22 protein-coding genes are annotated in these 24,714 nt (G+C 58.5%); 4 read left to right on the forward strand and 18 right to left on the reverse strand.

What is annotated here, in order from left to right; all coding sequences use genetic code 11:
* Window positions 1-50 precede the first annotated feature (50 nt).
* Window positions 51-1,154, forward strand: coding sequence for an FAD-binding oxidoreductase (locus NLK58_RS08905; RefSeq protein WP_341582554.1), 1,104 nt, complete (start codon window positions 51-53; stop codon window positions 1,152-1,154).
* A 54-nt stretch (window positions 1,155-1,208) separates the two neighbouring features.
* The gene (locus NLK58_RS08910; protein ID WP_341582555.1) at window positions 1,209-2,285 is read left to right on the forward strand and encodes an acyl-CoA desaturase; all 1,077 of its coding nucleotides are present in this window, start codon (window positions 1,209-1,211) and stop codon (window positions 2,283-2,285) included.
* Here the strand turns inward: NLK58_RS08910 and NLK58_RS08915 are convergent.
* The 4 genes from NLK58_RS08915 to NLK58_RS08930 form a co-directional block, all read right to left on the reverse strand.
* Window positions 2,275-4,110, reverse strand: coding sequence for a 7TM diverse intracellular signaling domain-containing protein (locus NLK58_RS08915; RefSeq protein WP_341582556.1), 1,836 nt, complete (start codon window positions 4,108-4,110; stop codon window positions 2,275-2,277). The two genes, NLK58_RS08910 and NLK58_RS08915, sit on opposite strands and share 11 nt — an antisense overlap.
* A 113-nt stretch (window positions 4,111-4,223) precedes the next feature.
* On the reverse strand, window positions 4,224-4,661 hold the full coding sequence (locus NLK58_RS08920; RefSeq protein WP_117618174.1) for an Rrf2 family transcriptional regulator: 438 nt from the start codon (window positions 4,659-4,661) through the stop codon (window positions 4,224-4,226).
* 24 nt (window positions 4,662-4,685) lie between these two features.
* Complete coding sequence (locus tag NLK58_RS08925) at window positions 4,686-5,078, reverse strand: YbaN family protein (RefSeq protein ID WP_117618175.1); 393 nt, start codon at window positions 5,076-5,078, stop codon at window positions 4,686-4,688.
* Between the two features lie 23 nt (window positions 5,079-5,101).
* Window positions 5,102-5,317, reverse strand: a complete 216-nt coding sequence (locus NLK58_RS08930; RefSeq protein WP_117618176.1) for a hypothetical protein — start codon at window positions 5,315-5,317, stop codon at window positions 5,102-5,104.
* A 165-nt stretch (window positions 5,318-5,482) separates the two neighbouring features.
* Between NLK58_RS08930 and NLK58_RS08935 the strand changes: the two genes are divergently transcribed.
* Together NLK58_RS08935 and moaA are read left to right on the forward strand one after the other, a co-directional pair.
* Window positions 5,483-5,968, forward strand: a complete 486-nt coding sequence (locus NLK58_RS08935; protein WP_117618177.1) for a hemerythrin domain-containing protein — start codon at window positions 5,483-5,485, stop codon at window positions 5,966-5,968.
* Window positions 5,969-6,081: 113 nt separating this feature from the next.
* Window positions 6,082-7,074 carry a GTP 3',8-cyclase MoaA gene (moaA, locus tag NLK58_RS08940; protein ID WP_117618178.1) on the forward strand — a complete coding sequence of 331 codons (993 nt, stop codon included), beginning with the start codon at window positions 6,082-6,084 and terminating at the stop codon, window positions 7,072-7,074.
* Between the two features lie 51 nt (window positions 7,075-7,125).
* On the opposite strand, the gene NLK58_RS08945 is transcribed toward moaA, so the two are convergent.
* From NLK58_RS08945 to NLK58_RS09010, 14 genes are all read right to left on the reverse strand, one after another.
* Entirely contained in the window at window positions 7,126-7,665 is a 540-nt protein-coding gene (locus NLK58_RS08945; RefSeq protein ID WP_117618179.1) for a nitrous oxide reductase accessory protein NosL, read from the reverse strand.
* A gap of 15 nt (window positions 7,666-7,680) precedes the next feature.
* Window positions 7,681-8,511: an ABC transporter permease gene (locus NLK58_RS08950; RefSeq protein WP_117618180.1), complete on the reverse strand. Its 831-nt coding sequence runs from the start codon at window positions 8,509-8,511 to the stop codon at window positions 7,681-7,683.
* The gene (locus NLK58_RS08955) at window positions 8,508-9,440 is read right to left on the reverse strand and encodes an ABC transporter ATP-binding protein (protein WP_117618181.1); all 933 of its coding nucleotides are present in this window, start codon (window positions 9,438-9,440) and stop codon (window positions 8,508-8,510) included. The genes NLK58_RS08950 and NLK58_RS08955 overlap by 4 nt, the downstream gene beginning before the upstream one ends.
* Window positions 9,437-10,705, reverse strand: coding sequence for a nitrous oxide reductase family maturation protein NosD (locus NLK58_RS08960; protein ID WP_341582559.1), 1,269 nt, complete (start codon window positions 10,703-10,705; stop codon window positions 9,437-9,439). The genes NLK58_RS08955 and NLK58_RS08960 overlap by 4 nt, the downstream gene beginning before the upstream one ends.
* 224 nt (window positions 10,706-10,929) lie before the next feature.
* On the reverse strand, window positions 10,930-12,825 hold the full coding sequence (gene nosZ / locus NLK58_RS08965) for a TAT-dependent nitrous-oxide reductase (protein WP_341582560.1): 1,896 nt from the start codon (window positions 12,823-12,825) through the stop codon (window positions 10,930-10,932).
* A gap of 65 nt (window positions 12,826-12,890) precedes the next feature.
* Window positions 12,891-14,999, reverse strand: coding sequence for a transcriptional regulator NosR (gene nosR, locus NLK58_RS08970; protein WP_376788086.1), 2,109 nt, complete (start codon window positions 14,997-14,999; stop codon window positions 12,891-12,893).
* A 148-nt stretch (window positions 15,000-15,147) separates the two neighbouring features.
* Window positions 15,148-15,549 carry a ribonucleotide reductase subunit alpha gene (locus tag NLK58_RS08975; protein ID WP_341582561.1) on the reverse strand — a complete coding sequence of 134 codons (402 nt, stop codon included), beginning with the start codon at window positions 15,547-15,549 and terminating at the stop codon, window positions 15,148-15,150.
* Between the two features lie 35 nt (window positions 15,550-15,584).
* Window positions 15,585-15,971, reverse strand: coding sequence for a putative zinc-binding protein (locus tag NLK58_RS08980; RefSeq protein WP_117618186.1), 387 nt, complete (start codon window positions 15,969-15,971; stop codon window positions 15,585-15,587).
* 43 nt (window positions 15,972-16,014) lie between these two features.
* Window positions 16,015-16,764, reverse strand: coding sequence for a Crp/Fnr family transcriptional regulator (locus NLK58_RS08985; protein ID WP_117618187.1), 750 nt, complete (start codon window positions 16,762-16,764; stop codon window positions 16,015-16,017).
* 171 nt (window positions 16,765-16,935) lie between these two features.
* Complete coding sequence (locus NLK58_RS08990; RefSeq protein WP_117618188.1) at window positions 16,936-17,742, reverse strand: peptidylprolyl isomerase; 807 nt, start codon at window positions 17,740-17,742, stop codon at window positions 16,936-16,938.
* A gap of 123 nt (window positions 17,743-17,865) precedes the next feature.
* The gene (gene narI, locus NLK58_RS08995; protein WP_341582787.1) at window positions 17,866-18,543 is read right to left on the reverse strand and encodes a respiratory nitrate reductase subunit gamma; all 678 of its coding nucleotides are present in this window, start codon (window positions 18,541-18,543) and stop codon (window positions 17,866-17,868) included.
* A 23-nt stretch (window positions 18,544-18,566) separates the two neighbouring features.
* Window positions 18,567-19,307, reverse strand: coding sequence for a nitrate reductase molybdenum cofactor assembly chaperone (gene narJ / locus NLK58_RS09000; protein WP_117618189.1), 741 nt, complete (start codon window positions 19,305-19,307; stop codon window positions 18,567-18,569).
* Window positions 19,308-19,317: 10 nt separating this feature from the next.
* Entirely contained in the window at window positions 19,318-20,892 is a 1,575-nt protein-coding gene (narH, locus tag NLK58_RS09005; protein WP_117618190.1) for a nitrate reductase subunit beta, read from the reverse strand.
* Window positions 20,889-24,632, reverse strand: coding sequence for a nitrate reductase subunit alpha (locus tag NLK58_RS09010; protein WP_117618191.1), 3,744 nt, complete (start codon window positions 24,630-24,632; stop codon window positions 20,889-20,891). The genes narH and NLK58_RS09010 overlap by 4 nt, the downstream gene beginning before the upstream one ends.
* Window positions 24,633-24,714: the final 82 nt, after the last annotated feature.

Consider the following 24,714-nt stretch of genomic DNA (forward strand, 5'->3'; position numbering starts at 1 on the left):
AGTGTACAAGTGTGCACATCGGAACAGAATATTTACGGGAGACAAGCACCATGTTAGCCAAACAGACCCAGAGCCGAACGCTGAACTGGCTTGGCAGGCAGCTATTTAACCGGAATGACCCGGCTGCATTTTTCGACCCGCTGCTTGAGCCCATCAATCCGATGTGGGTACAAGAGTACACACCGGCACGGGTGGAACAGATCATCCAGGAAACCCCGGACACCAAAACCCTGGTACTGCAGCCGTCCCGAAGATGGTCCGGATTCAGGGCCGGTCAGCATGTGAACATCTGTATTGATGTGGGTGGCATTCGCCGTAATCGCAGCTTCAGTCTCTCCAGCTCCCCGATTCTCTGGCAGGAACAGGGGCGGGCAACCCTGACCATCAAACGCCTGCCGGGCGGACGGGTGACCAACTGGATACACGATGACCTCCAGACCGGCACGGTGATCGGAATGGGGGAGGCCTTTGGTGACTTTCAGATTCCCGAACCGGCTCGACCGGTGCTGTTCATCGCGGGAGGCAGCGGGATCACGCCGGTGCTGAGCCAGCTTGAAACCATGGCCGCCACCAATTACCGGGCGCCGGTGACGTTGCTGTATTTTGTGCGCATAGAGGACGACGTAATCGCCCGGGAAAAACTTCAGGCCCTGGCAGCACGCTACGGCGCGCTGACCCTGCACATCATCACAACCCACGAGACAGACACACCCCGCTACCTGTGCGACGCGGATCTTGGCTCAATACCCGGGATCAATGCACGGCAGGTTTACCTTTGCGGCCCGAAAGGGCTGATGGACCTGGCCCGGGAGCTACTCCACCAGCGTGGCATTGCCGACACAGACATCCACAGCACGTTCTTTTCGGTGCCACAGGCCGATCCGGGTAACGAGCCACTGGGAGGGCAGGTCCGGTTTTCCGAAAGCAAACTGGGGGTTGGCTCCGAGGGCGATGCCACCCTGCTGGAAATAGCCGAGGCGGCCGGCCTGTCACCCCGCTACGGCTGCCGGATGGGCATTTGCCACCAATGCAGCTGCCGCAAAACCGCCGGCACCGTAATCAATCGTCTGACCGGTCAGGCCTCCGGTCACGGCGAAGAAAACGTCCAGCTTTGCATTTCGGTGCCCAAGGGTCCGGTTTCCATCGACATTTAATGACCAACACCCGATTTCATCGCGGAGCCTTGAAGCTCCGCAAGGAGTAACACCATGAAACACATGACCGAAGCACAGCTCTCGGAACTCGAACAGGATCTCAACGTCATCCGGGATGAGGTGATTGCCGATCTCGGCGAGCGGGACGCCCAACACATCCGTCGTATGGTGCGCCTCCACCGGATGCTGGAAGTCGGAGGCCGGGTGATGATGCCCCTCGGCTTCATCCCACCGGTCTTCGTTGCAGCAACCGCAACTCTTGGGGCTGGTAAGATTCTGGAAAATATGGAGATTGGCCACAATGTGATGCATGGCCAGTACGACTGGATGAACGACCCGAGCCTGCACTCCCAGACCTACGAATGGGACACCGTCTGTACCGGTGATTCCTGGCGCCGCACCCACAACTATGAGCACCACACCTACACCAACATCATCGGCAAGGACCGGGACTACGGGTACGCGGTTCTTCGCCTGAGCAATGATGAGCCCTGGAAGCCCTGGCATGCCCTGCAGTTCATCAACTACGTTCTGCTCAGCGTGTTTTTCCAGTGGGGTGTGGGCCTGCACGAACTCGAAACCGAGAAGCTTCGGCGCAGGGAGATCAGCTGGCGCGAGAAGCTGCCGTTCCTGAAAGAATTCGCCCGCAAAGGTGGCCGGCAGGCGTTCAAGGACTATGTGTTCTTTCCGTTGGTCACCTTCCCGGTGGCCCCCATTGTTCTGGCCGGAAACGTTGGCGCCAACCTGATACGCAATCTCTGGTCATCAACGGTCATTTTCTGCGGCCACTTTACCCGGGACGCCGAGACCTTCAGCGAGGAGGAATGCGAAGGCGAGAGCAAGGGTCACTGGTACCTTCGCCAGCTAACCGGCTCCTCAAACTTTACCGGGGGCCGCTGGCTGCATATTTTGAGCGGGCATCTGAGTTACCAGGTGGAACACCATGTGTTTCCCGACCTGCCGGCACACCGTTACCCGGAGATTTCCGGGAAAGTACAGGCGGTCTGCCAGAAGCATGGCATTCACTACAACACCGGGAGTTTCGCCCGGCAGTACGGTACCGTATTGAAGCGGATCCTCCGGCACTCCCTGCCCGAACGTCTTGGAGGAGGGGCTGCCACTACGGCATAACGGGCTCGCAGGTTCCGGAATGCAGGTTGCCGGGCGAATGGACCGTCACCCGGTTCCGGCCAGCCTGCTTGGAGGCATAGAGAGCCTCGTCCGCCGCCGCAATCAGCTCGCACGGGTCCACGGAAGTGCCACCGGGCGCCATCGCCACGCCAAGACTGACAGTCACCGCAACCGGGCGCCCTTCCCATTCAAATTGAAGATTACGCTCAACCGTTGCGCGAACCTTCTCCGCGAGCGCCCTGGCTCCGGTGGCATCAGTGTAAGGCAGGATAATGGCAAACTCTTCTCCGCCATAGCGCGCGACTATATCCGTCCCACGCCGGACAACCATCGTCAAGGTGTCAGCGAGCCGCTGCAGGCACGCATCCCCGGCCTGATGCCCCAGACTATCGTTAAAGGATTTGAAATGATCCACATCGATCATGATCAGGGCCATAGGACCCTGACGCCGGCAACGGGCAGCTTCTTCCGCCAAGCGGGCATCAAAATAGCGACGATTGAATACGCCTGTTAATCCATCCGTTGAGCTCAGGGCTTCCAGTTGCCTGTTGGCGGACTCCAACTCCGAGGTTCGCTCGGCAACCCGGGATTCCAGCTTTTCGTTCATTTCCTGCTGGATTTGCTGGGTCTTGAGCGACATATGCCTCAGGCGGTCAGCCAGGGCAATGGACAGCAGAATGACTTCGAAAGCCGAGCCGATCTGGATGCCGAACTCGGTGAGAAAGTTGGCTGGCACCAGGGCAAACGTCTTCAGAGTGTACAGAAGCATCCCGGACAACAAGGCGGTCCAGGCCACCATGAAATAGCGGGCCGGCCGGAACCTGCGATACAGGCAAAGCCCACCTGCCAGGATAACGAATCCAACCGACACGGCTGCCATAAAGGTGTTTACCCGGATTACCGGGCCATAGTCCGGCCAGAACAGTGCCCCCGCCCCGGCGAGAACAAAGAACACCATCAGCGAAAGGAACACTTTTTCAAGCCGGGGTGCGTTCTCCCTGAGAGCCAGGAACGAACGGGAGAATCCGAGAACACAGAACATGCCGGTAGCAATCAGGAACGCCACCGCACGATTGTTCCACCAGGGCGATTCCGGCCAGAGATGCTCAAAGGCGAGCCCATTCAGGGTGAACTGGAGCAAGCCATAGGACAGGATATAGGACACGTACCACAGGTAGTTGGTATCCCTGAACGACACGAAGATCAGAAAATTGAAGATTGCCATGGAAACGAGAAGCCCGTAATAGAGTCCCAGCAGGAACCGCTCCTGGTGATCCGCCGAACTGAAGTCATCCGAGTTCCACAGCAGGGTACGCATCTGCACAGCCCCGGAGGTCCTGACACGGAAAAACAGGTCAACACTCTGCCCCGTCGGCAGCTTCAGGAAAAAATTGATATTGTGGTGGTCCTTGGGGCGCTGCCGAAAGGGGATCGCGTCTCCCGCTATCTGACGACCAACGCTCCCATCCGCCCTGACAAAGAAAACTTCCATTTCATCAATGATCGGATACAGGCCTTCAATCACCCAGCGATCATTTGGGCTGGAACTGTTGATAACCCGGGTGTGGAACCAGTAGGTCGAATCGGTAAAGCCGAAGTTATAAGCTTCATCCGGAATGCCAACGGATGCAATTTGCGGCCAGCGCCGGACGATCTGGGAGATATTCAGGCTGGAAGAAGGATCTTCATAGTAGGTTAAATGGCGGGATATATCGAGCCTTCCGCTGTCCTCATCCAGCACAACGGGAAAACTGTCCGGTGTTCCGGTTGCGGACGCGCCTGCCGAACACAGCGCCAGCAACACCAGCAAGGCAATATGAATCAAACCGGCCCCGACAACGATTGTTGTTATTTATGAATCCGGTTCCATGTTATCGGACCCGCGGGCTCACCAGCGGTTTAAAATGGATTTGATTCGTAAGTTTCTGTATCGCCCCGTCAGGCGATCTGGAGCAGTCTCAGTAACTGAGGCCTGTGCTGCTCCTGGATAATATCGGCCAGGGTGTATTTATCGAGCACCTCCAGGAAGGCGTTCAACGCTTCTCCGAACATCGATTTCAAGCCACACACCGGGGTGATCCTGCAAGCATTTTTCGACGAAAAACACTCCACAATACTCAGATCCTGCTCGGTTTCGCGTACCAGGATACCGACATTGATGTCGGACGGCGCCATGTGCAGACGCATACCACCCTTCTTGCCGCGAACGGTTTCGATGTAGCCTTTCTTGTTGAGCTGATGAACCACCTTCATAAGATGGTTCTTGGAGATATCATAGCTGTCGGCAATCTCCTGGATGGTTGCCAGTTGATCACCCTGCACTGCGAGATAAATCAGTACGCGAAGTGAGTAATCCGTGTAACGGGTGATGTGCATTCAATACTCCAGTCGTTAATAGGGTCAATAAGACGGCCGGGTCACCAGGTAACAGGCGGTGCCACTAAGAAACACGCCTGAAATCGCCAAAGTCATTGCCGATGCCCCGAAAAGAGCCAGCATCCCCCAGCTCAGCGCCATCATGCCGCAGGCCAGCACCTTTGCCCGCCCGGGGACAGCCCGTCGTGTGCGCCACTGATCAATAGCAGGACCAAACCTGGGATGGTCTTCAAGCCATTGCGCAAAAGCCGGCGACCCCTTGCTGGCAAAAAAGGCCGCCAACAAGACAAACGGCGTCGTCGGTAACAACGGCAAAATCACACCCGCCGCAGCCAGCGTTACCGATATATACGCAAGAATACGAAATCCGGTTTTCCCAAAACGACCGCCCATCACAGGGTTCTCACCAAGGCTCATAACTGCATCTATTCTACCGGTATTCAGTGAACAGGTCTGCCCAAACGGCTGAGAAATACCAGCCTGGCAACGTAAGCGACCTTGATACCCACCGCAAAAAGCAGGGTTCCAACGTGCGCAAGAATCTGGATGGCCATGGGAAAGTAGTGCGCCATCGGATAGGCCACCACTATTGTCAGCACCAGCCCCAGCAATGACCAGGCCATCGCACTGTTCGCCCTGAATAGCAGATTTTCCATTTGAAATCTCCTGAACACACCTTTAACATGTATTTTATAAACTCCTTTTATGGAAATTTCAACCCGGGTCAACCTTATTTTATAGGCACTAACCAAAAATTCAGACGGAAAAGCATGACCGAACCAAAAAACATTTATTTATTTTGCATCTAAAGGAGAAAATCAATGTCCCCACAAACCTGGCTTGAAAAAGCCTCAGAGGAAGAACTGATCGAACACATCCTCAACCGCTATCACGACACCCACCGGGATCAGTTGCCCGAAATGATTCGGTTGGCCCAGAGAGTCGAGCGGGTGCACGGTAGTCATCCTGAATGCCCTTCTGGCCTCAGTGCCCACCTTGAGACGATGCGGGCAGAACTCGAAACCCATATGGCCAAGGAGGAGCAGATTCTGTTTCCGATGATTGCGCGCGGAATATCCGGCATGGCCCGGGGCCCTATCTCGGTGATGCGCGCTGAGCATGAGGACCACAGTACCGCGCTTGCCCGGCTTGACGCACTCACCAACCATTTGGATCTGCCAGAGGATGCCTGCAATACCTGGCGGAAGCTCTATGAACAGATCGCCACTTTCCGGGAAGACCTGAATGCACATATCGCCCTGGAAAACAGCGTGCTGTTTGCCCGGATAGACGGCCGGACGGCTTAGCATCCCGCCTGGGCAGTTCAATTACCTCCCGTGGGGTATCGGATTCGTTGATCCAATCTGCAATACTTGGTCTATACTCAGATCAAAAAACAGGCGGTAACAGGATCAACCCGATGCCCCAGAGCAAGCTCACAGACCGTTTCGGCCGCACTGTCAACTACGTGCGGCTCTCCGTTACTGATCGCTGTGACTTCCGCTGTGTCTACTGCATGGCCGAGGATATGACTTTCCTTCCCCGCCAGCAGGTTCTGACTCTGGAGGAGATTGCCCGGGTTGCCCGCAATTTCGTCGATCTGGGCACCGAGAAAATCCGCCTGACCGGTGGCGAGCCTCTGGTACGCAAGGACATCCTGGAGCTGGTCAGGGAAATCGGCACCTATGGGCTGCGTGACTTTGCCATGACCACCAACGGCAGCCAGCTGCCCACCATGGCCCTGCCCCTGCGCAAAGCCGGAATGCACCGGCTGAACATCAGCCTCGATTCCCTGGACGCCGAAAAATTCCGCAACATCACCCGCACCGGCAATCTCGGCCAGGTGCTGGATGGCATCGATGCCGCCCGCGAGGCCGGCTTCCGGGGCATCAAACTCAATACCGTGGTCATGAAGGGGCGCAATGATGAGGAAGTCCCCGAGCTGATTGAATTCGCCCGAAAGAAGCAGGTGGATATCAGTTTCATTGAGGAAATGCCCCTGGGCGAGATTTCCGAGCATGACCGGGGCTTGGCCCTGTGTACCAGCAAGGAAGTGCGGGACATCATCCGTCAGCACTACGAACTGGTGCCCGCCACTGAGGATTCCGGCGGCCCCGCCCGTTACTACCGAATGCCGGGCAGCCCCACGAAGGTGGGTTTTATCTCGCCTCACTCTCATAATTTCTGCTCGACCTGCAACCGGGTACGGGTCACCGTCGAGGGCCGGCTCCTGCTCTGCCTCGGCAATGAGCACTCCGTGGACCTTCGCCGCGTTCTGCGTGGCAACCCGGTGACCGACGACAAGCTCCGCCAGACCATTATTAACGCCATGGACCTGAAGCCGGAGCGGCATCACTTCTCCACCAATGGGGATGTTCAGATTCTTCGGTTCATGAATATGACCGGGGGTTGAGCAGCCAGCATAAAGAAGGGGTCAGATGAAGGCTTTCATCTGACCCCGGGTTCACATATCCTTCATGTCACTCATCTTCCCTGTCGAAGCGCCATCTATAAGGTGATCCAGGGTGATTTCGCTGTATTTCAGAACCTGGCCGCCATATTCCCTCATGAACTCATGGGCAGAGCTTTCGGTAGCGAATGAGGCCAGTGTTGGGCCCATGGCACCGGTTCGATCGGAGCCGGCTACGTAGAATGCGGCCCTGGCGTCGATCAGGGCGGTGTCGTCCGGGCTTTGCCAGCCAGTCTGGGCCATATCGTGGACGTAGAGGGTGTGGTCGCGGTTGATGTTTTCCGGCTGTAGCATCCAGGCGAACATGTCCCTGGTGGAGCAGAACTTGCGGACGTGCTGGTCTTTTTCGGTGATAGCCTGGCCTTTGGGGCCGGGGAAGCCCTCGATGATCATGCCACAGACATGGCATTCGTCGCCGCTTTCAAACTGCACCGGGGCAGGCTTGGCAGTGGTCTGTTCTTCGCTGCCTGAGCAGGCAGCCAGTGTAAAAACCGCCAGGGCGGCGAGAAGCCAGTTCAGTTTGATTCGGTTCATCAGGGGCACCTCCGTTCAGATACGACGATTCCGGAACAGCAACAGGGCGCCCGCCAGCGGGATGGCAAACCACAGCACCAGGCCGATCCAGAGGCCGGAAGCACCGATGGGCAGGTCGGCGCCCAGGCTGAGGACACCACTGAGCTGCGCTGCGCCATCGAAGGCCACAATGTTGAGAAGACGGTAGATGTCCGTGGGGTTCAGCATCAGCAGCCAGGGCAGCAGCTCGGCGCTGAACTTGCCCTCGCTCGCCACCAGGGTGCCGAGCAACATCAGATCGAAAATCAGCACGAAGAAGAACCAGATGGCCAGGGCCAGGCCAGCGGCGATGGACTTTTCACTGACCCGGACGCTGATCACGTAGGCAAGTGCAATGAAGCCCCAGCCCAGCAGGACGGTGGAGGCGATAAAACGGGCCATTGCGATGGCCAGACTGGCAATGGCCACGTCCTCCACCAGCAGGGCGATAGCCACACCGGCAACGCCAAAGCCGATCAGGGTGGCCAGGGCCAGGGTCAGGCCGTGGCCCAGGAACTTGCCCAGCAACAGCTGGCTGCGGCTGAGGGGGTAGGTCATCAGTAACAGCAGGGTGCCGCCCTCTTCTTCCCCAACGATGGCGTCGTAAGCCAGTAGCAGAGCAATCAGGGGAATCAGGAAGATCCCGAGGCTGGCAAGACTGGCAATGGTGGCTGGCGTGGAGGCATAGCCCACGTGGCCGGAAGCGGCGGCGCCGAACCAGGCGATGCCCAGGGCCAGGGTGGCAAAGACCAGGGAAATGGCCATCAGCCAGCGGTTTCGCAGGCTGTCGCTGAGTTCCTTACGGGCAATGGTCCAGACGCTGTTCATTGGTTGCCTCCACGGTGGGCCAGGCCACCAGAGCCGATGAAATGCACGTAAATATCTTCCAGGCTGGGTTGATGGATGCTGATATCCGCCACCTCTCCCGAGGCCATGACCGCTTTCAGCAAGGCCATCTTCTCCCTCGGTTGAACATCCACCTGCAGGCGTCCGTTATCGGTCTTGATCATCAGGCCACTGTTGCTGGAAGCGCTGTCGATGACCTGCTCCAGCGCAGAAATACTGTTGGCGGGATCCAGCGACAGGGTCACAGGCATATTTGCCTGCCGCCTCAGCGCCGCCAGATTTCCGGCCGCTTGCAAGGAACCTTCCGTGAGAATGGCAGCGCGGTCGATGTAAGGCTCGACCCCGGGCAGAACATGGGAACACAGCACAATACCCGTACCCTCATCCCGCAGCACCCGGAGCAGCCGGTACAGGTCTGCCGTGGCCACCGGATCCAGACCCACGGTAGGCTCGTCCAGCATCAGCAGCTTCGGCTTGCCCAACAACGCCTGGGCCAACCCTAAACGCTGGCGCATGCCCTTGGAGTAGGTCTTGGTCCGGGCATCCATGGCATCGCCGAGACCCACCTGTTTGAGCAGCTCAGGCACCTGCCGCTGTGAGGCTCCCTTCAGCCGCGCGAAATGGCTCAGAATCTCCCGACCGGTCAACTGCGGGTAGAACATCACATTCTCTGGCAGGTAACCGATGTGCTGGGTGACCTGAGGATCACCGGCGTGACCGCCGAGCACCGACAACCTGCCCTGAGTTGGCTGCATCAGCCCAAGAATGAGCTTGATGGACGTGGTCTTACCGGCCCCGTTATGGCCAAACAGCCCCAGGATTTCACCCGGCTCCAGTGTCAGGTCTATGCCCTTCAGCACCGGACTCTTGTCGTACCGGTAACTCACATTCTCAAGACGAAAACAGCTCATCGGATCTCCGGTTTCAGATCGGCAGGAGGTCGCATCAGCGGAAAAGAGTCGGCAACCCCGGCATCTTTCACCACCGGGAAGGCATCCTGCACCCAGCGCAGGGTATCCACCGCCGGGCTGAACATCAGGATCTTTGCCTCCGGATACTTCCACAGCAGCCGGTCGACATTGTCATTGGGCTCATAGGCCACATCCCCGATCCCATCCTGATTGCGATCCCAGCCCAGGTAGTCACTCCAGTAATTGCCCTTACCGTCCCTCGACCACTCCTGAGTGCGAGTGGCCACATACTTCACCTGCCGCTGGTTATTCACAAAAGCATTCCCGAACACCTCGTTATCCTCGGAACCGGCGGTCAGATGAATCCCGATGTTGCTGTTCGCAAACAGATTGCCCGCAAAGGTGTTGTACAAGGAGTTATAGATAAACACCGCCTTGCCCTCGGCGCCATCAATCACCACACCACCGGTCCGGCCCTCGGAAACCCCGGTCACCACATTGCCCCGCAGCTCCGACTGGGTAATGAAGTTCATCAGAATCCCGTAGTTCTCATCATTCACCGACCGGTTATTGATCACCCTCAGCCGTTTGCTCTGCATCAGCGCGTAACCGGTCCGCGTGCCACGGGTGACATTGTTCTCCAGCAGGTTATTCATCGAATACATGTAGTGAATGCCATAACGCAGATCCGACATCTCATTGCCCCGGATCGTATTGTTATTCGCCGTCTCAATATAGATCGCATCCCGGGTCTGACGGATGTCGTTCCCCTCAATCAGCGCCCCGGTGGTATTGAACAAGTGAACCCCGTTGCCCCGGTCATTCGGACGCATGCTGGCATCGCCACGAATTGTATTGTTGCGAACCGTCACATCCGGCGTGGCATCCAGCCACACCCCAAACGCCGGCCCCTGCAGACGGTTATTCTCAACCACCGCCCCCCGGGCCTCCCGAGCCACAAAAATCCCCGCATCCAGCTCGTTCAGATCCCGGCCCCAGTTGCGCACCGAACAACCGGACAACGTCACCTCCCCGGCGACAATATCCACAGCATTGCCCTGCCCGCCCCCGTCAATCACCGTGTCGGAATGGCAAGACACCGTCACCCCGGGCACCCGAATAGCCAGAGAGGAAACATGCTCAGGAGGAAGCTCAAAGGTTGCGCCCGGTTCCAGGGCATCAAGCTGTTCTTGCAGGCCCGCGCTCGCGGTCAGCGATAAAAGAGCGACTGTCAGGGCCACTCCATAACGCAAAATTTGGTACATCAATGTCTCTCTGAGAGATGAAATTTCTTTGGGCCTTGCCAGAACTCTGGCAATCCGAGAGGAGGCTGCTTTCCAAAACTGTGCGGAGCCATGGATGGCGGAGCCCAAGCGTCACAGGGACGTGCCGAAGGAGCGTGTTTTGGAAAGCAGCCTCCTCTTGGATTGCTTCTCCCAAGTGGAAGGGAAAGCCGGAACCCCATAAAGGAGTCCCGGCGGAGAGAAGATCAGGCCTTCTCAACAAGCATGCGACCCCGCATCTCCATATGCAGCGCATGACAGAACCAGTTGCAATAGTACCAGTGAACCCCCGGCCGATCCGCCACAAAGGTCACCGAAGACGTCTGCTGCGGACTGATCTCCATGCTCACACCATGGTTCACCATACAGAAACCGTGCGTCACATCCTCAATGGTGTCCAGGTTGGTCACGTACACCGTCACCTCATCGCCCTGCTTCACCTTGAACTCCGTCATCCCGTACTGCGGCGCAATAGAGGTCATGTAAACACGCACTTTATTGCCGTCACGGACAACCTTGTTGTCGGCTTCCAGGGTAATGCCATCCTTCTTTGCCTGTTCACGGGCCGAGGCGAAGAACGGATCATCACGGGTATAGATCTTCTTCGTCTTGATCTGGTCACGGCGCACCAGGATGCAGTCATGGGGCTCAGCAAAAGTCGGGCCATCGTGCACCAGCTTCATTTCCTCACCGGAAATATCAATCAGCTGGTCATTTTCAGGGTGCAGCGGCCCTACCGGCAGGAAGCGGTCCTTCGAGAACTTCGACAACACCACCAGCCACTTGCCATCCGCATCCCGGGACTCGGTCAGTGAGGCGTGGTTATGGCCCGGCTGATATTGAACATCCAGCTTCTGACGGATGTAGTTCACATCCTCGCCGTTGTAATGCTTGATCGCATCGGCAATATTCCACTTGCACACCTGGCTGTCGATAAACAGCGTGGTGTAGGCGTTACCCCGGCCGTCGTAGGTGGTGTGCAGAGGCCCAAGACCCAGCTCTGGCTCACCCACCACGGTATCACGGGGCTCAATCGCTCCGTCGAACAGATCATCCAGCTTTTCGATCGAAATAATGGTGACCGTTGGCGACAGCTTGCCATTGGCAATAAAGTACTTGCCGTCCGGGGAGGTATTCAGGCCATGCGGGTTCTTGGGAACCGGGATGTAACGGGTCAGCTCGGAGCCATGGCGACCATCCACCACCGGCACTTTAGAATCACCCAGCGTCTTGAAGTCGCCATTTTTGACGGCTTTTTCAATACGCTCAATATTGAATACTACTGCCCAGTCGCGGTCATTACGCATGGTGCCGGCAAGATCCAGGGCTTTCTCGGAGTTGTAACAGGTAGCGCAGGCGTATTTGCCGGTGTAGTCCGCATCGGTGTTGTCCAGGTTGCCGTCCACAATCACCTGGAAGGCCACTTCCATGGTCTCCGCGTCCACCGCATTGAACATGGTAAAGCTGTTTTCAAGGCTGGTATCGCTGCCGTCGTTCGGGTGCGGGATCACGTACTCCGCGTTGCAGAACACGTACCTGGTTTTGGGCACCTTCTGCAACCGCAGACCATGAATGGCCTGGACGTTGGGAATGGTGGTGATCTTGTCACACTTCATGATGTCCAGGCGGATCCGGGCCACCCGGGTATTGGCCTTGTCATTGATGAACAGATACTTGCCATCGTAACGGCCATCGGTCATGGAAATATGCGGGTGGTGGGCGTCACCGTTCAGGTGGGTATTGTCATGGCCCAGTACGTCCTTGCTCTCGTTGCTGATGCCCCAGCCTGTCGCAGAATCCACGTTGAAGACAGGGATGCGCATGAGTTCCCGCATGGAGGGAACGCCCAGTACGCGCACCTCACCGGAGTGGCCACCACTCCAGAAGCCGTAGTATTCATCCAGTTCGCCCGGGTGCACAATGAAATTATTGCGCGCTTCTTCGGCGGCGGCCGCGAACGATTCCCGGCTCATCACTGCAGTACCAAGACCGGTTGCCCCGGCCACGCCGGCCAGTGCCGCTGCGCCCATAAACCGGCGACGGCTCTGGCCGCTTTCCGGTAGCTCCGGTGTAGCCTTGGTCAGATCATCTTTCTTTTTCATAACATCCAACTCCGTTATTGATAATGGCGGTTTTTACTTCTCATGCTTTCTTTTTTTTCGACTGCTCAGGTCACCTGAACCACCGGGATTTCCTCCGGATGGCCGGGCGCGTTATGACCCCGGCGTTTGCCGCGACGCTTGACGATCAGCGGCGGGCACTTGTGGTCATCGAAATAGGTCATCTGGCAATCCAGGCAGTAGTGACATTCCATGTAGTTAATGTGCCCGTCCGGGTGAATGGCCTGAACTTCACACTCGTGATCACACAGCCGGCAGGGGTTGCCGCATTCCTTGCGCCGCTTTAGCCAGTCAAACACCCGCAGCTTGGTGGGCAATGCCAGCGCCGCGCCCAGGGGGCACAGATACCGGCAAAAGGCCTTGCGGGTGAACAGATTGACCACCAGCAACAGGACGGCGTAGGTGACAAAGGGCCAACTGCGGTCGAACTTGAGGGTGATCGCAGTTTTGAAGGGTTCCACCTCGGCCAGGCGCTCGGCGGTGGCCATGGAGTCCAGCGACACCCCGAACAGCACCAGCAGAATGATGTATTTGATGGCCCACAGCCGTTCATGCCAGGCAAAGGGCACGCTGTACTGGGGCACCCTGAGCTTGCGGGCAATCTCGTTCAGTAACTCCTGCAGGGCCCCGAACGGGCACAGCCAGCCACAGTAAACCGCCCGACCCCAGAGCAGGATGATGCCGGCCACCACCGCCCAGAGTACAAACAGCATCGGATCGATCAGGAAGGTTTCCCAACTGAAGCCGCTGATCAGGCTGTTCACAAAGGTCAGCACATTCACGATGGAGAGCTGCCCCAGGGCGTACCAGCCGATGAAGAACAGGGTGTAGGTCAGGAAGGCATGGCGGATCCAGCGCAGCATCCTCGGCTTCTGCACCAGCCAGTCCTGGAAAAACAGAATGAACAGCAGCACACCGATGCCAATACCGAGCACCACAATCTGGAACTCCCGCTGGTGCCACATCTGCACCCACATGGGCTGGTCCGCCAGCATGTCCTCTTCGGTCATTACCGGTTCCGGGCGGGTGTAGTACTGATCCGGCAGCTGGTAAGTAAGCGGAAATACCTGGAACTCGCTGTCCAGCGGACCGGTCTGGCGTTTGACGGTAAGCTCCAGGGTCCATTCAGAGCCCGGATCAAATTTATATTGCTGCCGGATAATGAAGATCGCCATCTCTTTGAAGTCCGGCATGCCCTCAGCGTAAACGTCGCTCAACCGGTAAAAATCCAGGTCACGGAAGTTGAAAGTATCACCGAACTGGCGGATCTGGATGCGGTCGAAGATACCGCCACGAACATAACCGGAACCCTTGAACGAGTATTCTCCATTGGCCATCACGGCGATGGCATGTTCGCCCTCCTTAAGCTCCGAAGTCAGCCACTGGAACTGGCTCTCGCCCAACAGGTTACGGCCGATGGTTGGCACATCCAGATAGGCGATGTACAGATCAATCAGGGGCTTGCCGCGCTGTTTCGGCGGTGTTGTGTCGATCCCCTCCGCATCCGTGCCCTTGAAGGCGTCATCCGCCTGGCCACGGGTCAGCTTCAGCTGGCGCACGGAACCTTCGTCGGTGAGTGCCTGCCAGCCTTTTTCCTGAAAGCTGTCGGTCTGAACACTCGCGGCTGGCGGGCGGTCATCGCTCAGGCTCTGGACAAGCCCCAGTTCGGCGCCAACACGGTGGGCCGATTTCATGATGACCTCATTCACCACCATGACGGTTACCGTGGCACCGGACAAACCGTCCACGGCCACCTTATGCTCTGAAGTTGTACCGCCGACCGTCACCCTCTGGTCCGCCGCCAGCCCCACGTACTGGTCGGTAAAGTCATGGAGTTTGCTCTCGGGAATACCGACAAGCAGAATCGGTTCATGATGCTCGATAACACGTGAGCTCACGATTTTCCCGTCCGTATCCAGGACCACCACAATATTCAGCGGCTTGCCGGAATAGGCCGGTGTCTGGATGAAGTCGAGACTCTGGTAAGCGTAGCCTTTCAGCTCGTCTCCGGCATAGAGTTCCTGGATGGCACGGTTGTCCTCCCGCGGGACCACGGTAGTGACCGTCGGAAACGCCTTCTGGATGACCTGGCGACCGGCAACGGGGTCGTACTCAGTCACAGGCGCTGCATTCAGGGCCATAGCCATGATCGACATGAACACAGGAAAAACAAAGCGGGAAAAAACGGTCACTGAAGGCTCCATGACACAGAACGTCTGTACTACATAAGCCTAGACAAATTAGAGGAAAATCACATACCTCTTTTTGGATACGCCAAACAATGGAATAGGCGGTTACACGCTGTCAGCCCAGGCTGACAGCGTTTCCCCGTGGATCGAGGGGAAGGTAATTCCCAATATGGCCCAGGCGAATCGACTCCACCATCATGGTCAGCGGCTGCTGTGCTTCGTCGGTAGACGGCGCCATGCCGCCACGGCCAGACATGGCAGCGATGAACACCACATCCCAGGCCTGGCCAGTGGCCCTGGACTCTTCGGCAAGGGCCCCAAAATCGGGCGCTTCCTCCGGCGTCTTGTCAACACAGATGACCGGTGTCAGGGCACCGCCCTCACCGCGTTCAAACGCGGACTTTTCTTCAGCACAGGCATCGTCGGGCAGTTCGGCCCGGCAAAACACGAATAACAGGCGCTGGGCCTCCTGTTGGTTGCGGGACGCCTGAATCAGATCACTGTAACTGCTGATCATTTGGAAAATCCTTGCTGGTATCGAGCCACGGCGATTTACGCCTGGCGGGCAATTAGCTGGTCGGACGAGGCGAGCCTGCGAACTTCTTCACACACTTCTTCCACGGCGTCGTCGCCGTAACTCTGGCCGTAGTGCTTTTTGAAGCCAAACTCGTAGAGCCGCATATGCTCATCAGGTTCAACGCCGATGTTTTCGAGACAGGCGCGGGCACAGTGCAGCGGGCAACCGTCGATCACGGTGATCGGGCGACCGGATCTGGCGGTTTTCACCAGCGAGGGCACCTTGCCGCCCACTCCGGAAATACACGACATTTCAAATTCGCCGGCGTGGTCGAGCCGCACTGCCGCATTGTTGGCCAGCTGCGCCACATCGGAGCAGCCAGAGCAGGAGTAAATCAGCGGGCGTTGCTTTCTTGCAGTCACTTGTCCTCCTTTTCAAAGAGCCGGGAGGCTTGAACAGGGTCGGTTACTGGCTGATTTCGATCAGTCGCTGAGGATCTGAAATGAACAGTCGGCTGCGGTTAACCCGCACCAGTCCGTTGGATTTCAGATCGGCCAGAATCCGGGAGAAGGTCTCCGGCTGCATGGCCAGCCTGGAAGCAACCAGGCATTTGGGCAATGGCAACTCTACCTCACCGCCCTCTTCCGGGCCGTTTGGCAACAGATCAATCAGGTAACGGATCAGCCGGTCACGGGCGCTCTGGACCGTCATGATTTCCAGGTCGTGGAACCGGGAGACAGCCCGCTTGGCATAATGGCGGAGGGCTGCCCGGGCATACTGGAGGTTGCTCTCAAGCAGGTCCTGGTAGGCATGTATGGGAATCATCAGCACTTCGCTGGATTTAAGGGCTTCGGCGTAACAGGCGTACCGGGGCGGGTCGGCGTAGATCATGACTTCGGCGATGCTGTCGCCAGGGGCGATGCTGTCGAGGGTGCGGTCGATCCCCGAGGAGTCCAGGCGGTACAGGCGCAGGCGGCCGGAGATGACGAAGAAAAAGTGATGGGCCGGCATGTCCTGGCGATACAGTAACTGATGATGCCCCAGGCGTAGTCTTCGGGACTGCTGGATCAGCTGCTGCAGATCCTTGCCACTGAGTTCCGAGAACATTGGATGACTGCGTAAGACCTTCAGGCCACCCTCGTCGTCAAAGGGTTTGTTCACGGCGACCAGGACGGGTTTAGTGTGGCGGGTTTCGGCAGTTTGTGAAAGTGCCATTGATGTATCCCCTCTGCATGTTAATGCATCCAAAATTATATTTTTAATAGTAGAGGGATACTGGTTAAAAATCGCTCCCCCCATGGGGGTAATAGGGGGATTATTCGGGAGTAATTGATCTAACTCAAAGATTTTCATTTTTAGCCAGCTTGGCGTTTGGGCGCGCGCCTTCTACTGCATCAGGGGAGAGTCTGGAAGTTCCAGATCGACACCTTCTACACCAGTTTCAGCAGCCAGAACCTGCAGGTACTGGCGGAACGCTCTTCTGGTCACGCTTTCGCTCAGGTACTGCCGGATCTGGGGCTTCACGTGCTCATAGGGCAGTTGCTCGCCGTCGATGCGTTGGTCGACGCGGACGATGTGCCAGCCGTAGCGGGTTTCGATCAGTTCGGGGTTGAGGCCTTCCTGGAGGGACAGGACGGGGCGTTCGAATTCTTCCACCGTCTGGCCTTTGCTGATCTGGCCGAGGCTGCCGCCCTGGTGGCGGGATTCGCAGGCGGAGTATTGTTTGGCCAGATCGGCGAACTGGGAACGGCCGTCGATGAGTGATGACAGCAGTTGGTGGCCGGCTTCTTCCTGGCGGATGCGTTCCTGAACATCGTCCGGGGCGGCGGCGAGGAGGATGTGGCTGACGGCCATCAGGGTCGGGCTGCAGAAGCGGGCCGGGTTGGCGGCGTAAAAGCGTTCGCAGTCCTGTTCAGTGGGGTCCGGGACGTTGAGTTCCAGTTCCAGCACGCGGGCGATGCGGTCTTCCTCGTCGGCGATGTCGCCGAGCTTGAGCCGGCCGGCCTGTTGCAGCAGGAGTTCGCGGATGACGAGGCTCCTGGCGGCTGCATGCCAGGCTTCGGCGACGTCTTCGGCCGGATGGTGCTGCATTTCCCGGGCAATGTCGTCTTCGCCGATGAGGGTTTCACCCACGGTCACCGGCGGGAACTGGTTTCTGGGTTTTTCGGCTTCGCCGACGGGGATCAGTTGCATGGTGTTAACCTCAGTGAAGTTGGGGTCAGATGAAGGCGTTCCGCTAGTGAAGTTGGGGTCAGATGAAGGCGTTCATCTGACCCCAGGTTTGGAACGCCTTCATCTGACCCCGTTTTCAGTACTTCAGGCCCGCTTGCGCACCACCTGGTACTTGCGTCCGAAATACTCCACCGGCACGCTCAGCATGTGCACCAGGCGGGTGAACGGGAACAGCACGAAGATGGTCAGGCCCAGGAAGATGTGGGTCTTGTAGATCCAGTGCACGTCGGCAATGTAGTCCGCCACGCCGCCCTGCAGCGTGAAGATGCCCTGGGCCCAGGCGGAGAACTTGAGCATGGTGCTGCCATCCAGGTGGCCCAGGGTGGGCAGGATGGTCAGCAGGCCGAGCGCCAGCTGGATGACCAGGATTACGATGATCATGTTGTCCGCGAATGAGCTGCTGGCCTTCACACGGGGGTCGGTCAGCCGGCGCCAGGCCAGCATGCCACCACCGATGATGGCCATGACGCCAGCGATGCCGCCGACCACAATGGCCATAACCTGCTTCTGGCCCGGGGTGATGATCCACTCGTAGGCCCAGTGCGGGGTGAGCAGGCCCACAAGGTGGCCGAAGAAGATCACCAGTACGCCAACATGGAACAGCACGCTGGCGATTACCATATTTTTCTTGCGCAGCATCTGGCTGGACTGGGCTCTCCAAGTAAACTGGCCCTGGTCATAACGCGCCCAGGTACCGATAACAAGCACAGCCAGGGCGATGTACGGGTAAATCCCGAAAATCAGTGTATTCAGATAGGACATCATTTTCGTTTCCTCCTGCGCCCTCAGGCGCGCCCTGCCTGACGGGGTATGGCATCCGTCATCAGCTGATCACTCAGGTGAATGGTCTGGGTCTGTTCCAGTTCGCGGCGGCGCTGGCCTACAACGCCGCCAGTGCTGCAGGAACCGCCCTGGTCATCGACGAACTTCACCATTTCCTCTTCCCAGACTTTATCCAGGGCTTCCGGGGTGTCGTCACGCTCTTCCGAGGCCACGATCCGGGCCAGCTCCTGGCGGTTGGCCTTGCGGCCAGACAGCATCAGCAGGGAATCCATCACCACGTGATAGAAGCTCTCACGTTGATACAGGCGCTCACCCAGCAAGCCCAGGATGTGGTGGATGTCCTCCAGCCAGTTGCGGATTTCATCCCAAGGGCGGGTGGAGAGGTACTCCAGGAACAACGGCAGGTAGTCCGGCAGTTCCCTGGCGTCGATCTCCAGACCATTGGTGCGGTATTGCTCCATCAGGTCCACCATGGCCTGGCCACGGTCGCGGGATTCGCCGTGCACGTGTTCGAACAGCAGCAGGGACGTTGCCCGCCCCTTGTCGAAGGTGCCCACGTAGGCCTCCTGCAGATCCAGCAGGTCGCCGTCGCACAGCATTTCCACGCAACGGAGCAGTTGCTCCTTGTTCTGCCGGGGCAGCCGGCTGTCCTCAAGGACAGCGGCCACCAGGGCGTCTCTGGAGGCCTGGAGCTCTTCGGTGGGGTACTCAAGAACCCGTGCCATTACTTTTAAAAGTTGCATCTCGGCCTCCTTATTCCTGCAGCTGCTTCGGATCGATCTGTTTCACGGTTGTCAGCTTCTGGACCATGCTGGTGGTCTGCTTGCGGCCACCGAACATGTTGAATTCGCTGTCACCGTTGCAGCCGTCGCCGAAGCTGAAGCCGCAGCCATTGCGCTCGCCGTAGGCGGTGGCATCCGGGAAGGCCTCTTTGGCCAGCTCGCGGTGGCTGGTGGGGATCACGAAGCGGTCCTCGTAGTTGGCAATCGCCAGGTAGCGGTACATTTCATCGGCCTGGGCCTTGGTCAGTCCCGCTTCCTCCAGGGCGCGCAGGTCTTCCTTGCCGTCCACGGTTTCTGCCCGCTTGTACAGGCGCATGGCCATGATCCGCTTGAGGGCCCGGACGATCGGCTTCTCGTCACCGGCGGTGAGCAGGTTAGCCAGGTACTTAACCGGAATCCGCAGGCTTTCGATCTTCGGTAATACGCCGTCAAACTCGACCTTGCCGGCTTCCGCGGCTGACTGGATCGGGCTCAGGGGCGGCACGTACCAGACCATGGGCAGGGTGCGGTATTCCGGGTGCAGCGGCAGGGCCAGCTTCCAGTCCACCGCCATCTTGTAGACCGGGCTCTGCTGGGCCGCTTCGATCACGTTCATGGGAATGCCGTCTTTCTTCGCCTGCTTGATCACTTCCGGATCGAACGGGTCCAGGAAGATTTCCAGCTGCTTTTCGTACAGCTCGTGCTCGCCCGGGGCGCTGGCCACTTCCTCAATGCGGTCGGCATCGTACAGCAGCACGCCCAGGTAACGGATACGGCCTACGCAGGTCTCGGAACACACGGTCGGCATACCGGCTTCGATACGCGGGTAGCAGAAGATGCACTTCTCGGACTTGCCGGTTTTCCAGTTGAAGTAGATCTTCTTGTACGGGCAACCGGAGACACACATCCGCCAGCCGCGGCACTTGTCCTGGTCGATCAGGACGATGCCGTCCTCTTCCCGCTTGTAGATGGCACCACTTGGGCAGCTGGCAACACAGGCCGGGTTCAGGCAGTGCTCGCACAGGCGCGGCAGGTACATCATGAAGGTGTTTTCGAACTGGCCGTAGATGTCTGCCTGGACCTGGTCAAAGTTCTTGTCCTTGCGGCGCTTGGCGAACTCGGTACCCAGGATTTCTTCCCAGTTCGGGCCCCACTCGATTTTCTGCATGCGCTGACCGGAGATCAGCGATCGGGGCCGGGCTATCGGCTGGTGTTTGCTGTCGCCCGCGGTGTGCAGGTGCTGGTAATCGAAATCGAACGGCTCGTAGTAGTCGTCAATTTCCGGCAGGTCCGGATTGGCGAAGATGTTTGCCAGCACCCGGAAGCGGCCACCGATCTTCGGGCGGATCTTGCCGGAGCTGTCGCGCATCCAGCCGCCTTTCCACTTGTCCTGGTTCTCCCACTCTTTCGGGTAGCCGATACCGGGCTTGGTTTCGACGTTGTTAAACCAGGCGTACTCCATGCCTTCCCGGCTGGTCCATACGTTTTTGCAGGTGACTGAACAGGTGTGGCAACCAATGCACTTGTCCAGGTTCAGCACCATGCCGACTTGGGAACGGATTTTCATTTTACAGCCTCCTGAACAGTGTCATTGCCTTCACCGTCGAGCCAGTCGACGTTGTGCATCTTGCGCACCACCACGAATTCGTCGCGGTTCGAGCCTACGGTGCCGTAGTAGTTGAAGCCGTAGGAGTACTGGGCGTAACCGCCGATCATATGGGTCGGCTTCGGACACACCCGGGTGACCGAGTTGTGGATGCCGCCCCGGGTACCGGTGATCTCCGAGCCCGGAATGTTCACAATCCGCTCCTGGGCGTGATACATCATCACCATGCCCGGCATCACCCGCTGGCTGACCACAGCCCGGGCCGCAATGGCGCCGTTGGCGTTGAACAGCTCGATCCAGTCGTTATCCTCGATGTTCAGTTCCTTCGCATCGTCCTCGCTCAGCCACACGATCGGGCCACCGCGGGAGAGGGTCAGCATCAGCAGGTTGTCGCTGTAGGTGCTGTGGATACCCCACTTCTGGTGCGGCGTGATCCAGTTCAGCGCTTTCTCGGCGTTGCCGTTACTGCGCTGGTTCAACATACTGCTGACCGTCTTGGTGTTAATGGGCGGACGGTAGACCAACAGGCTCTCGCCGAAGGCCCGCATCCACTCGTGGTCCTGGTAGAACTGCTGGCGACCGGTCAGGGTGCGCCAGGGGATCAGCTCGTGGACGTTGGTGTAGCCGGCGTTGTAGGACACGTGTTCATCTTCCAGGCCAGACCAGGTGGGGCTGGAGATGATCTTGCGCGGCTGCGCCACGATGTCCCGGAAGCGGATTTTTTCCTCTTCCTTGTTCTTCGCCAGATGGGTGTGGTCCAGGCCGGTCATCTCAGACAGCGCAGCCCAGGCTTTCACCGCCACCTGGCCGTTGGTTTCCGGCGCCAGGGTCAGGATCACTTCCGCGGCATCAATGGCGCTTTCGATCTTCGGACGGCCAGCGTTGGCACCTTCCACATGCTTGTAGTTCAGGTCACCCAGGAACTTCACTTCTTTCTCGGTGTTCCAGTTGATGCCCTTGCCACCGTTACCCAGCTTGTCCATCAACGGCCCAAGGGAGGTAAAGCGTGCGTAGGTGTTCGGGTAATCCCGCTCAACGGTGATGAAGTTGGGTGCAGTCTTGCCCGGGATCAGATCGCACTCACCCCGCTTCCAGTCCTTCACGTCAAAGGGCTGGCCCAGTTCCGCAGGCGCGTCGTGCAGCAGCGGCAGGGTAACCACGTCTTTCTCGACGCCCAGATGACCTTCGGTCGCTTTGGAGAAGGCCTTGGCAATGCCCTTGTAGATTTCCCAGTCACTGCGAGCTTCCCAGGCCGGATCAGTGGCTGCGGTGAGCGGGTGAATGAACGGGTGCATGTCTGAGGTATTCAGGTCGTTCTTCTCGTACCAGGTGGCCGTCGGCAGCACGATGTCGGAATACAGACAGGTGGTGGACATCCTGAAATCCAGGGTCACCAGCAGGTCGAGCTTGCCCTCGGGCGCCTCGTCATGCCATTTGACCTCTTTCGGCTTGGCGCCGCCTTCGTGGCCGAGATCCTTGCCCTGCAGGCCACTCTTGGTGCCCAGCAGGTACTTCAGCATGTACTCGTGGCCCTTGCCGGAGGAGCCCAGCAGGTTGGAGCGCCAGATGAACATGTTGCGCGGGTGGTTCTGGGGTGCTTCCGGATCCTCACTGGCAAAGGCCAGGGAGCCATCCTTCATGGACTGGGCCACGTAATCCGACACTTCCATGCCGGCTTTTTCCGCTTCGGCGGCAATGCCCAGCGGGTTGCGGTTCAGCTGCGGTGCAGACGGCAGCCAGCCCATGCGCTCGGCGCGCACGTTGTAGTCGATCAGGCTGCCACCGAATCTGGACTTGTCGGCCAGCGGCGACAGGATTTCGTCAACACCCAGCTTCTCGTAACGCCACTGACCGGAGTGGGCGTAGAAGAAGGAAGTGGAGTTCATGTGCCGGGGCGGGCGCTGCCAGTCCAGACCAAAGGCCAGCGGCTGCCAGCCGGTCTGCGGCCGCAGTTTCTCCTGGCCAACATAGTGCGCCCAGCCGCCACCGCTCTGGCCGATACAGCCACACATGATCAGCATGTTGATCAGGCCACGGTAGTTCATGTCCATGTGGTACCAGTGGTTCATACCGGCACCGACGATGACCATGGAACGGCCCTTGGTCTTGTCGGCGTTGTCGGCGAACTCACGGGCAATGCGAATCACTTTTTCGGCAGGCACGCCGGTGATCTTTTCCTGCCAGGCCGGGGTGTAGGGCTTCACTTCGTCATAGGAGGTGGCGCCGTCATCCTCGCCCAGGCCACGGCTGATGCCGTAGTTGGCCACCATCAGGTCGTAGACGGTGACCACGCGACCCTCGGTTCCATCAGCCAGCTGCACCTTGCGGGTACCCAGCTTGTGCTTGAGGATGTCCTTGATTTCAACATGCTGGAAATGGTCATGCTCGATGCCGCCGAAGTAGGGGAAGGCCACATCGACGACGTCGTCGTGTTTCTCCACCATGGACAGCTGCAGGTTTACGTCGGCGCTGTTGGCGGTCTGCTTGAGGTTCCATTTGCCCTTCTCACCCCAGCGGTAGCCGATCGAGCCATTCGGCGCGGTCAGCTCACCGGACGCCTCATCAATGGCGATGGTTTTCCACTCGGGGTTGTTCGCTTCACCCAGGCCATCCACCAGATCGCTGGCGCGCAGAAACCGGCCCGGCACGAAGCTGCCATCGTCCTTCTCGTCCAGCATGACCAGGTAAGGCATGTCGGTGTAGCGGCGCACGTAGTCGGTGAAGTATTCGCTTGGCTTGTCGACGTGAAATTCCTTCAGGATCACGTGGCCCATGGCCATACCGAGCGCGGCGTCGGTGCCCTGCTTGGGGTTCATCCACTCGTCGGACAGCTTGGAGACCTCGGCGTAGTCCGGGGTGATGGCCACGGTCTTGGTGCCCTTGTAACGCACCTCGGTGAAGAAGTGGGCATCCGGCGTCCGGGTCTGGGGCACGTTGGAGCCCCAGGCGATGATGTAGCCGGAGTTGTACCAGTCGGCGGATTCCGGCACGTCGGTCTGCTCACCCCAGGTTTGCGGCGAGGCCGGCGGCAGGTCGCAGTACCAGTCATAGAAGCTCATGCAGACGCCGCCAATCATGGACAGGTAGCGGCTGCCAGCGGCGTAGGACACCATGGACATGGCCGGAATCGGAGAGAAACCGATGATGCGGTCCGGGCCATGCTTTTTGGCGGTGTAGACGTTGGAGGCGCCAATCAGCTCGTTGACCTCATCCCAGCTCGAACGCACAAAGCCGCCCATGCCTCGGCGGGGCTTGTACTCAGCGGTTTTTTTCGAGTCTTCGACAATGGAAGCCCAGGCTTCGACAGGGTCGTTATGTTGCATTTTCGCCGCACGCCAGAGCTTCATCAGGTGCTTGCGCATTAACGGGTACTTCAGGCGGTTGGCGCTGTACATGTACCAGGAGTAGCTGGCGCCCCGGGGGCAGCCGCGGGGCTCGTGATTGGGCAGATCCGGGCGGGTGCGGGGGTAGTCGGTCTGCTGGGTCTCCCAGGTGACCAGGCCATTCTTGACGTAGATTTTCCAGCTGCAGGAGCCGGTACAGTTAACGCCGTGGGTGGAACGCACGATCTTGTCATGCTGCCAGCGCTGGCGGTAGCTGTCTTCCCACTCGCGGCTGACGTCGTGGGTTTCGCCGTGGCCGTTCGCGAACGGCTCGCGCTTCTTCCTGAAGTAGTTCAGTTTGTCGATCAAATGACTCATGGTCTCTCTCTCCATCTGCCCGTCTGCCGGATCGCTGCTCTGATTCAGCTCCGATTTGAGACCATTGTGTGTGAGAAAAACC

This window comes from Marinobacter metalliresistant (assembly GCF_038098645.1).
Lineage (GTDB): Bacteria > Pseudomonadota > Gammaproteobacteria > Pseudomonadales > Oleiphilaceae > Marinobacter > Marinobacter metalliresistant.

Excerpts from the sequence above, each read along its gene's own strand:
- NLK58_RS08905 (WP_341582554.1), top strand. The coding sequence starts at position 51 with ATGTTAGCCAAACAGACCCAGAGCCGAACGCTGAACTGGCTTGGCAGG.
- NLK58_RS08910 (WP_341582555.1), top strand. The coding sequence starts at position 1,209 with ATGAAACACATGACCGAAGCACAGCTCTCGGAACTCGAACAGGATCTC.
- NLK58_RS08920 (WP_117618174.1), bottom strand. The coding sequence starts at position 4,661 with ATGCACATCACCCGTTACACGGATTACTCACTTCGCGTACTGATTTAT.
- NLK58_RS08925 (WP_117618175.1), bottom strand. The coding sequence starts at position 5,078 with ATGAGCCTTGGTGAGAACCCTGTGATGGGCGGTCGTTTTGGGAAAACC.
- NLK58_RS08930 (WP_117618176.1), bottom strand. The coding sequence starts at position 5,317 with ATGGAAAATCTGCTATTCAGGGCGAACAGTGCGATGGCCTGGTCATTG.
- NLK58_RS08935 (WP_117618177.1), top strand. The coding sequence starts at position 5,483 with ATGTCCCCACAAACCTGGCTTGAAAAAGCCTCAGAGGAAGAACTGATC.
- moaA (WP_117618178.1), top strand. The coding sequence starts at position 6,082 with ATGCCCCAGAGCAAGCTCACAGACCGTTTCGGCCGCACTGTCAACTAC.
- NLK58_RS08945 (WP_117618179.1), bottom strand. The coding sequence starts at position 7,665 with ATGAACCGAATCAAACTGAACTGGCTTCTCGCCGCCCTGGCGGTTTTT.
- NLK58_RS08950 (WP_117618180.1), bottom strand. The coding sequence starts at position 8,511 with ATGAACAGCGTCTGGACCATTGCCCGTAAGGAACTCAGCGACAGCCTG.
- NLK58_RS08955 (WP_117618181.1), bottom strand. The coding sequence starts at position 9,440 with ATGAGCTGTTTTCGTCTTGAGAATGTGAGTTACCGGTACGACAAGAGT.
- NLK58_RS08960 (WP_341582559.1), bottom strand. The coding sequence starts at position 10,705 with ATGTACCAAATTTTGCGTTATGGAGTGGCCCTGACAGTCGCTCTTTTA.
- nosZ (WP_341582560.1), bottom strand. The coding sequence starts at position 12,825 with ATGAAAAAGAAAGATGATCTGACCAAGGCTACACCGGAGCTACCGGAA.
- nosR (WP_376788086.1), bottom strand. The coding sequence starts at position 14,999 with ATGTCGATCATGGCTATGGCCCTGAATGCAGCGCCTGTGACTGAGTAC.
- NLK58_RS08975 (WP_341582561.1), bottom strand. The coding sequence starts at position 15,549 with ATGATCAGCAGTTACAGTGATCTGATTCAGGCGTCCCGCAACCAACAG.
- NLK58_RS08985 (WP_117618187.1), bottom strand. The coding sequence starts at position 16,764 with ATGGCACTTTCACAAACTGCCGAAACCCGCCACACTAAACCCGTCCTG.
- NLK58_RS08990 (WP_117618188.1), bottom strand. The coding sequence starts at position 17,742 with ATGCAACTGATCCCCGTCGGCGAAGCCGAAAAACCCAGAAACCAGTTC.
- narI (WP_341582787.1), bottom strand. The coding sequence starts at position 18,543 with ATGTCCTATCTGAATACACTGATTTTCGGGATTTACCCGTACATCGCC.
- narJ (WP_117618189.1), bottom strand. The coding sequence starts at position 19,307 with ATGCAACTTTTAAAAGTAATGGCACGGGTTCTTGAGTACCCCACCGAA.
- narH (WP_117618190.1), bottom strand. The coding sequence starts at position 20,892 with ATGAAAATCCGTTCCCAAGTCGGCATGGTGCTGAACCTGGACAAGTGC.
- NLK58_RS09010 (WP_117618191.1), bottom strand. The coding sequence starts at position 24,632 with ATGAGTCATTTGATCGACAAACTGAACTACTTCAGGAAGAAGCGCGAG.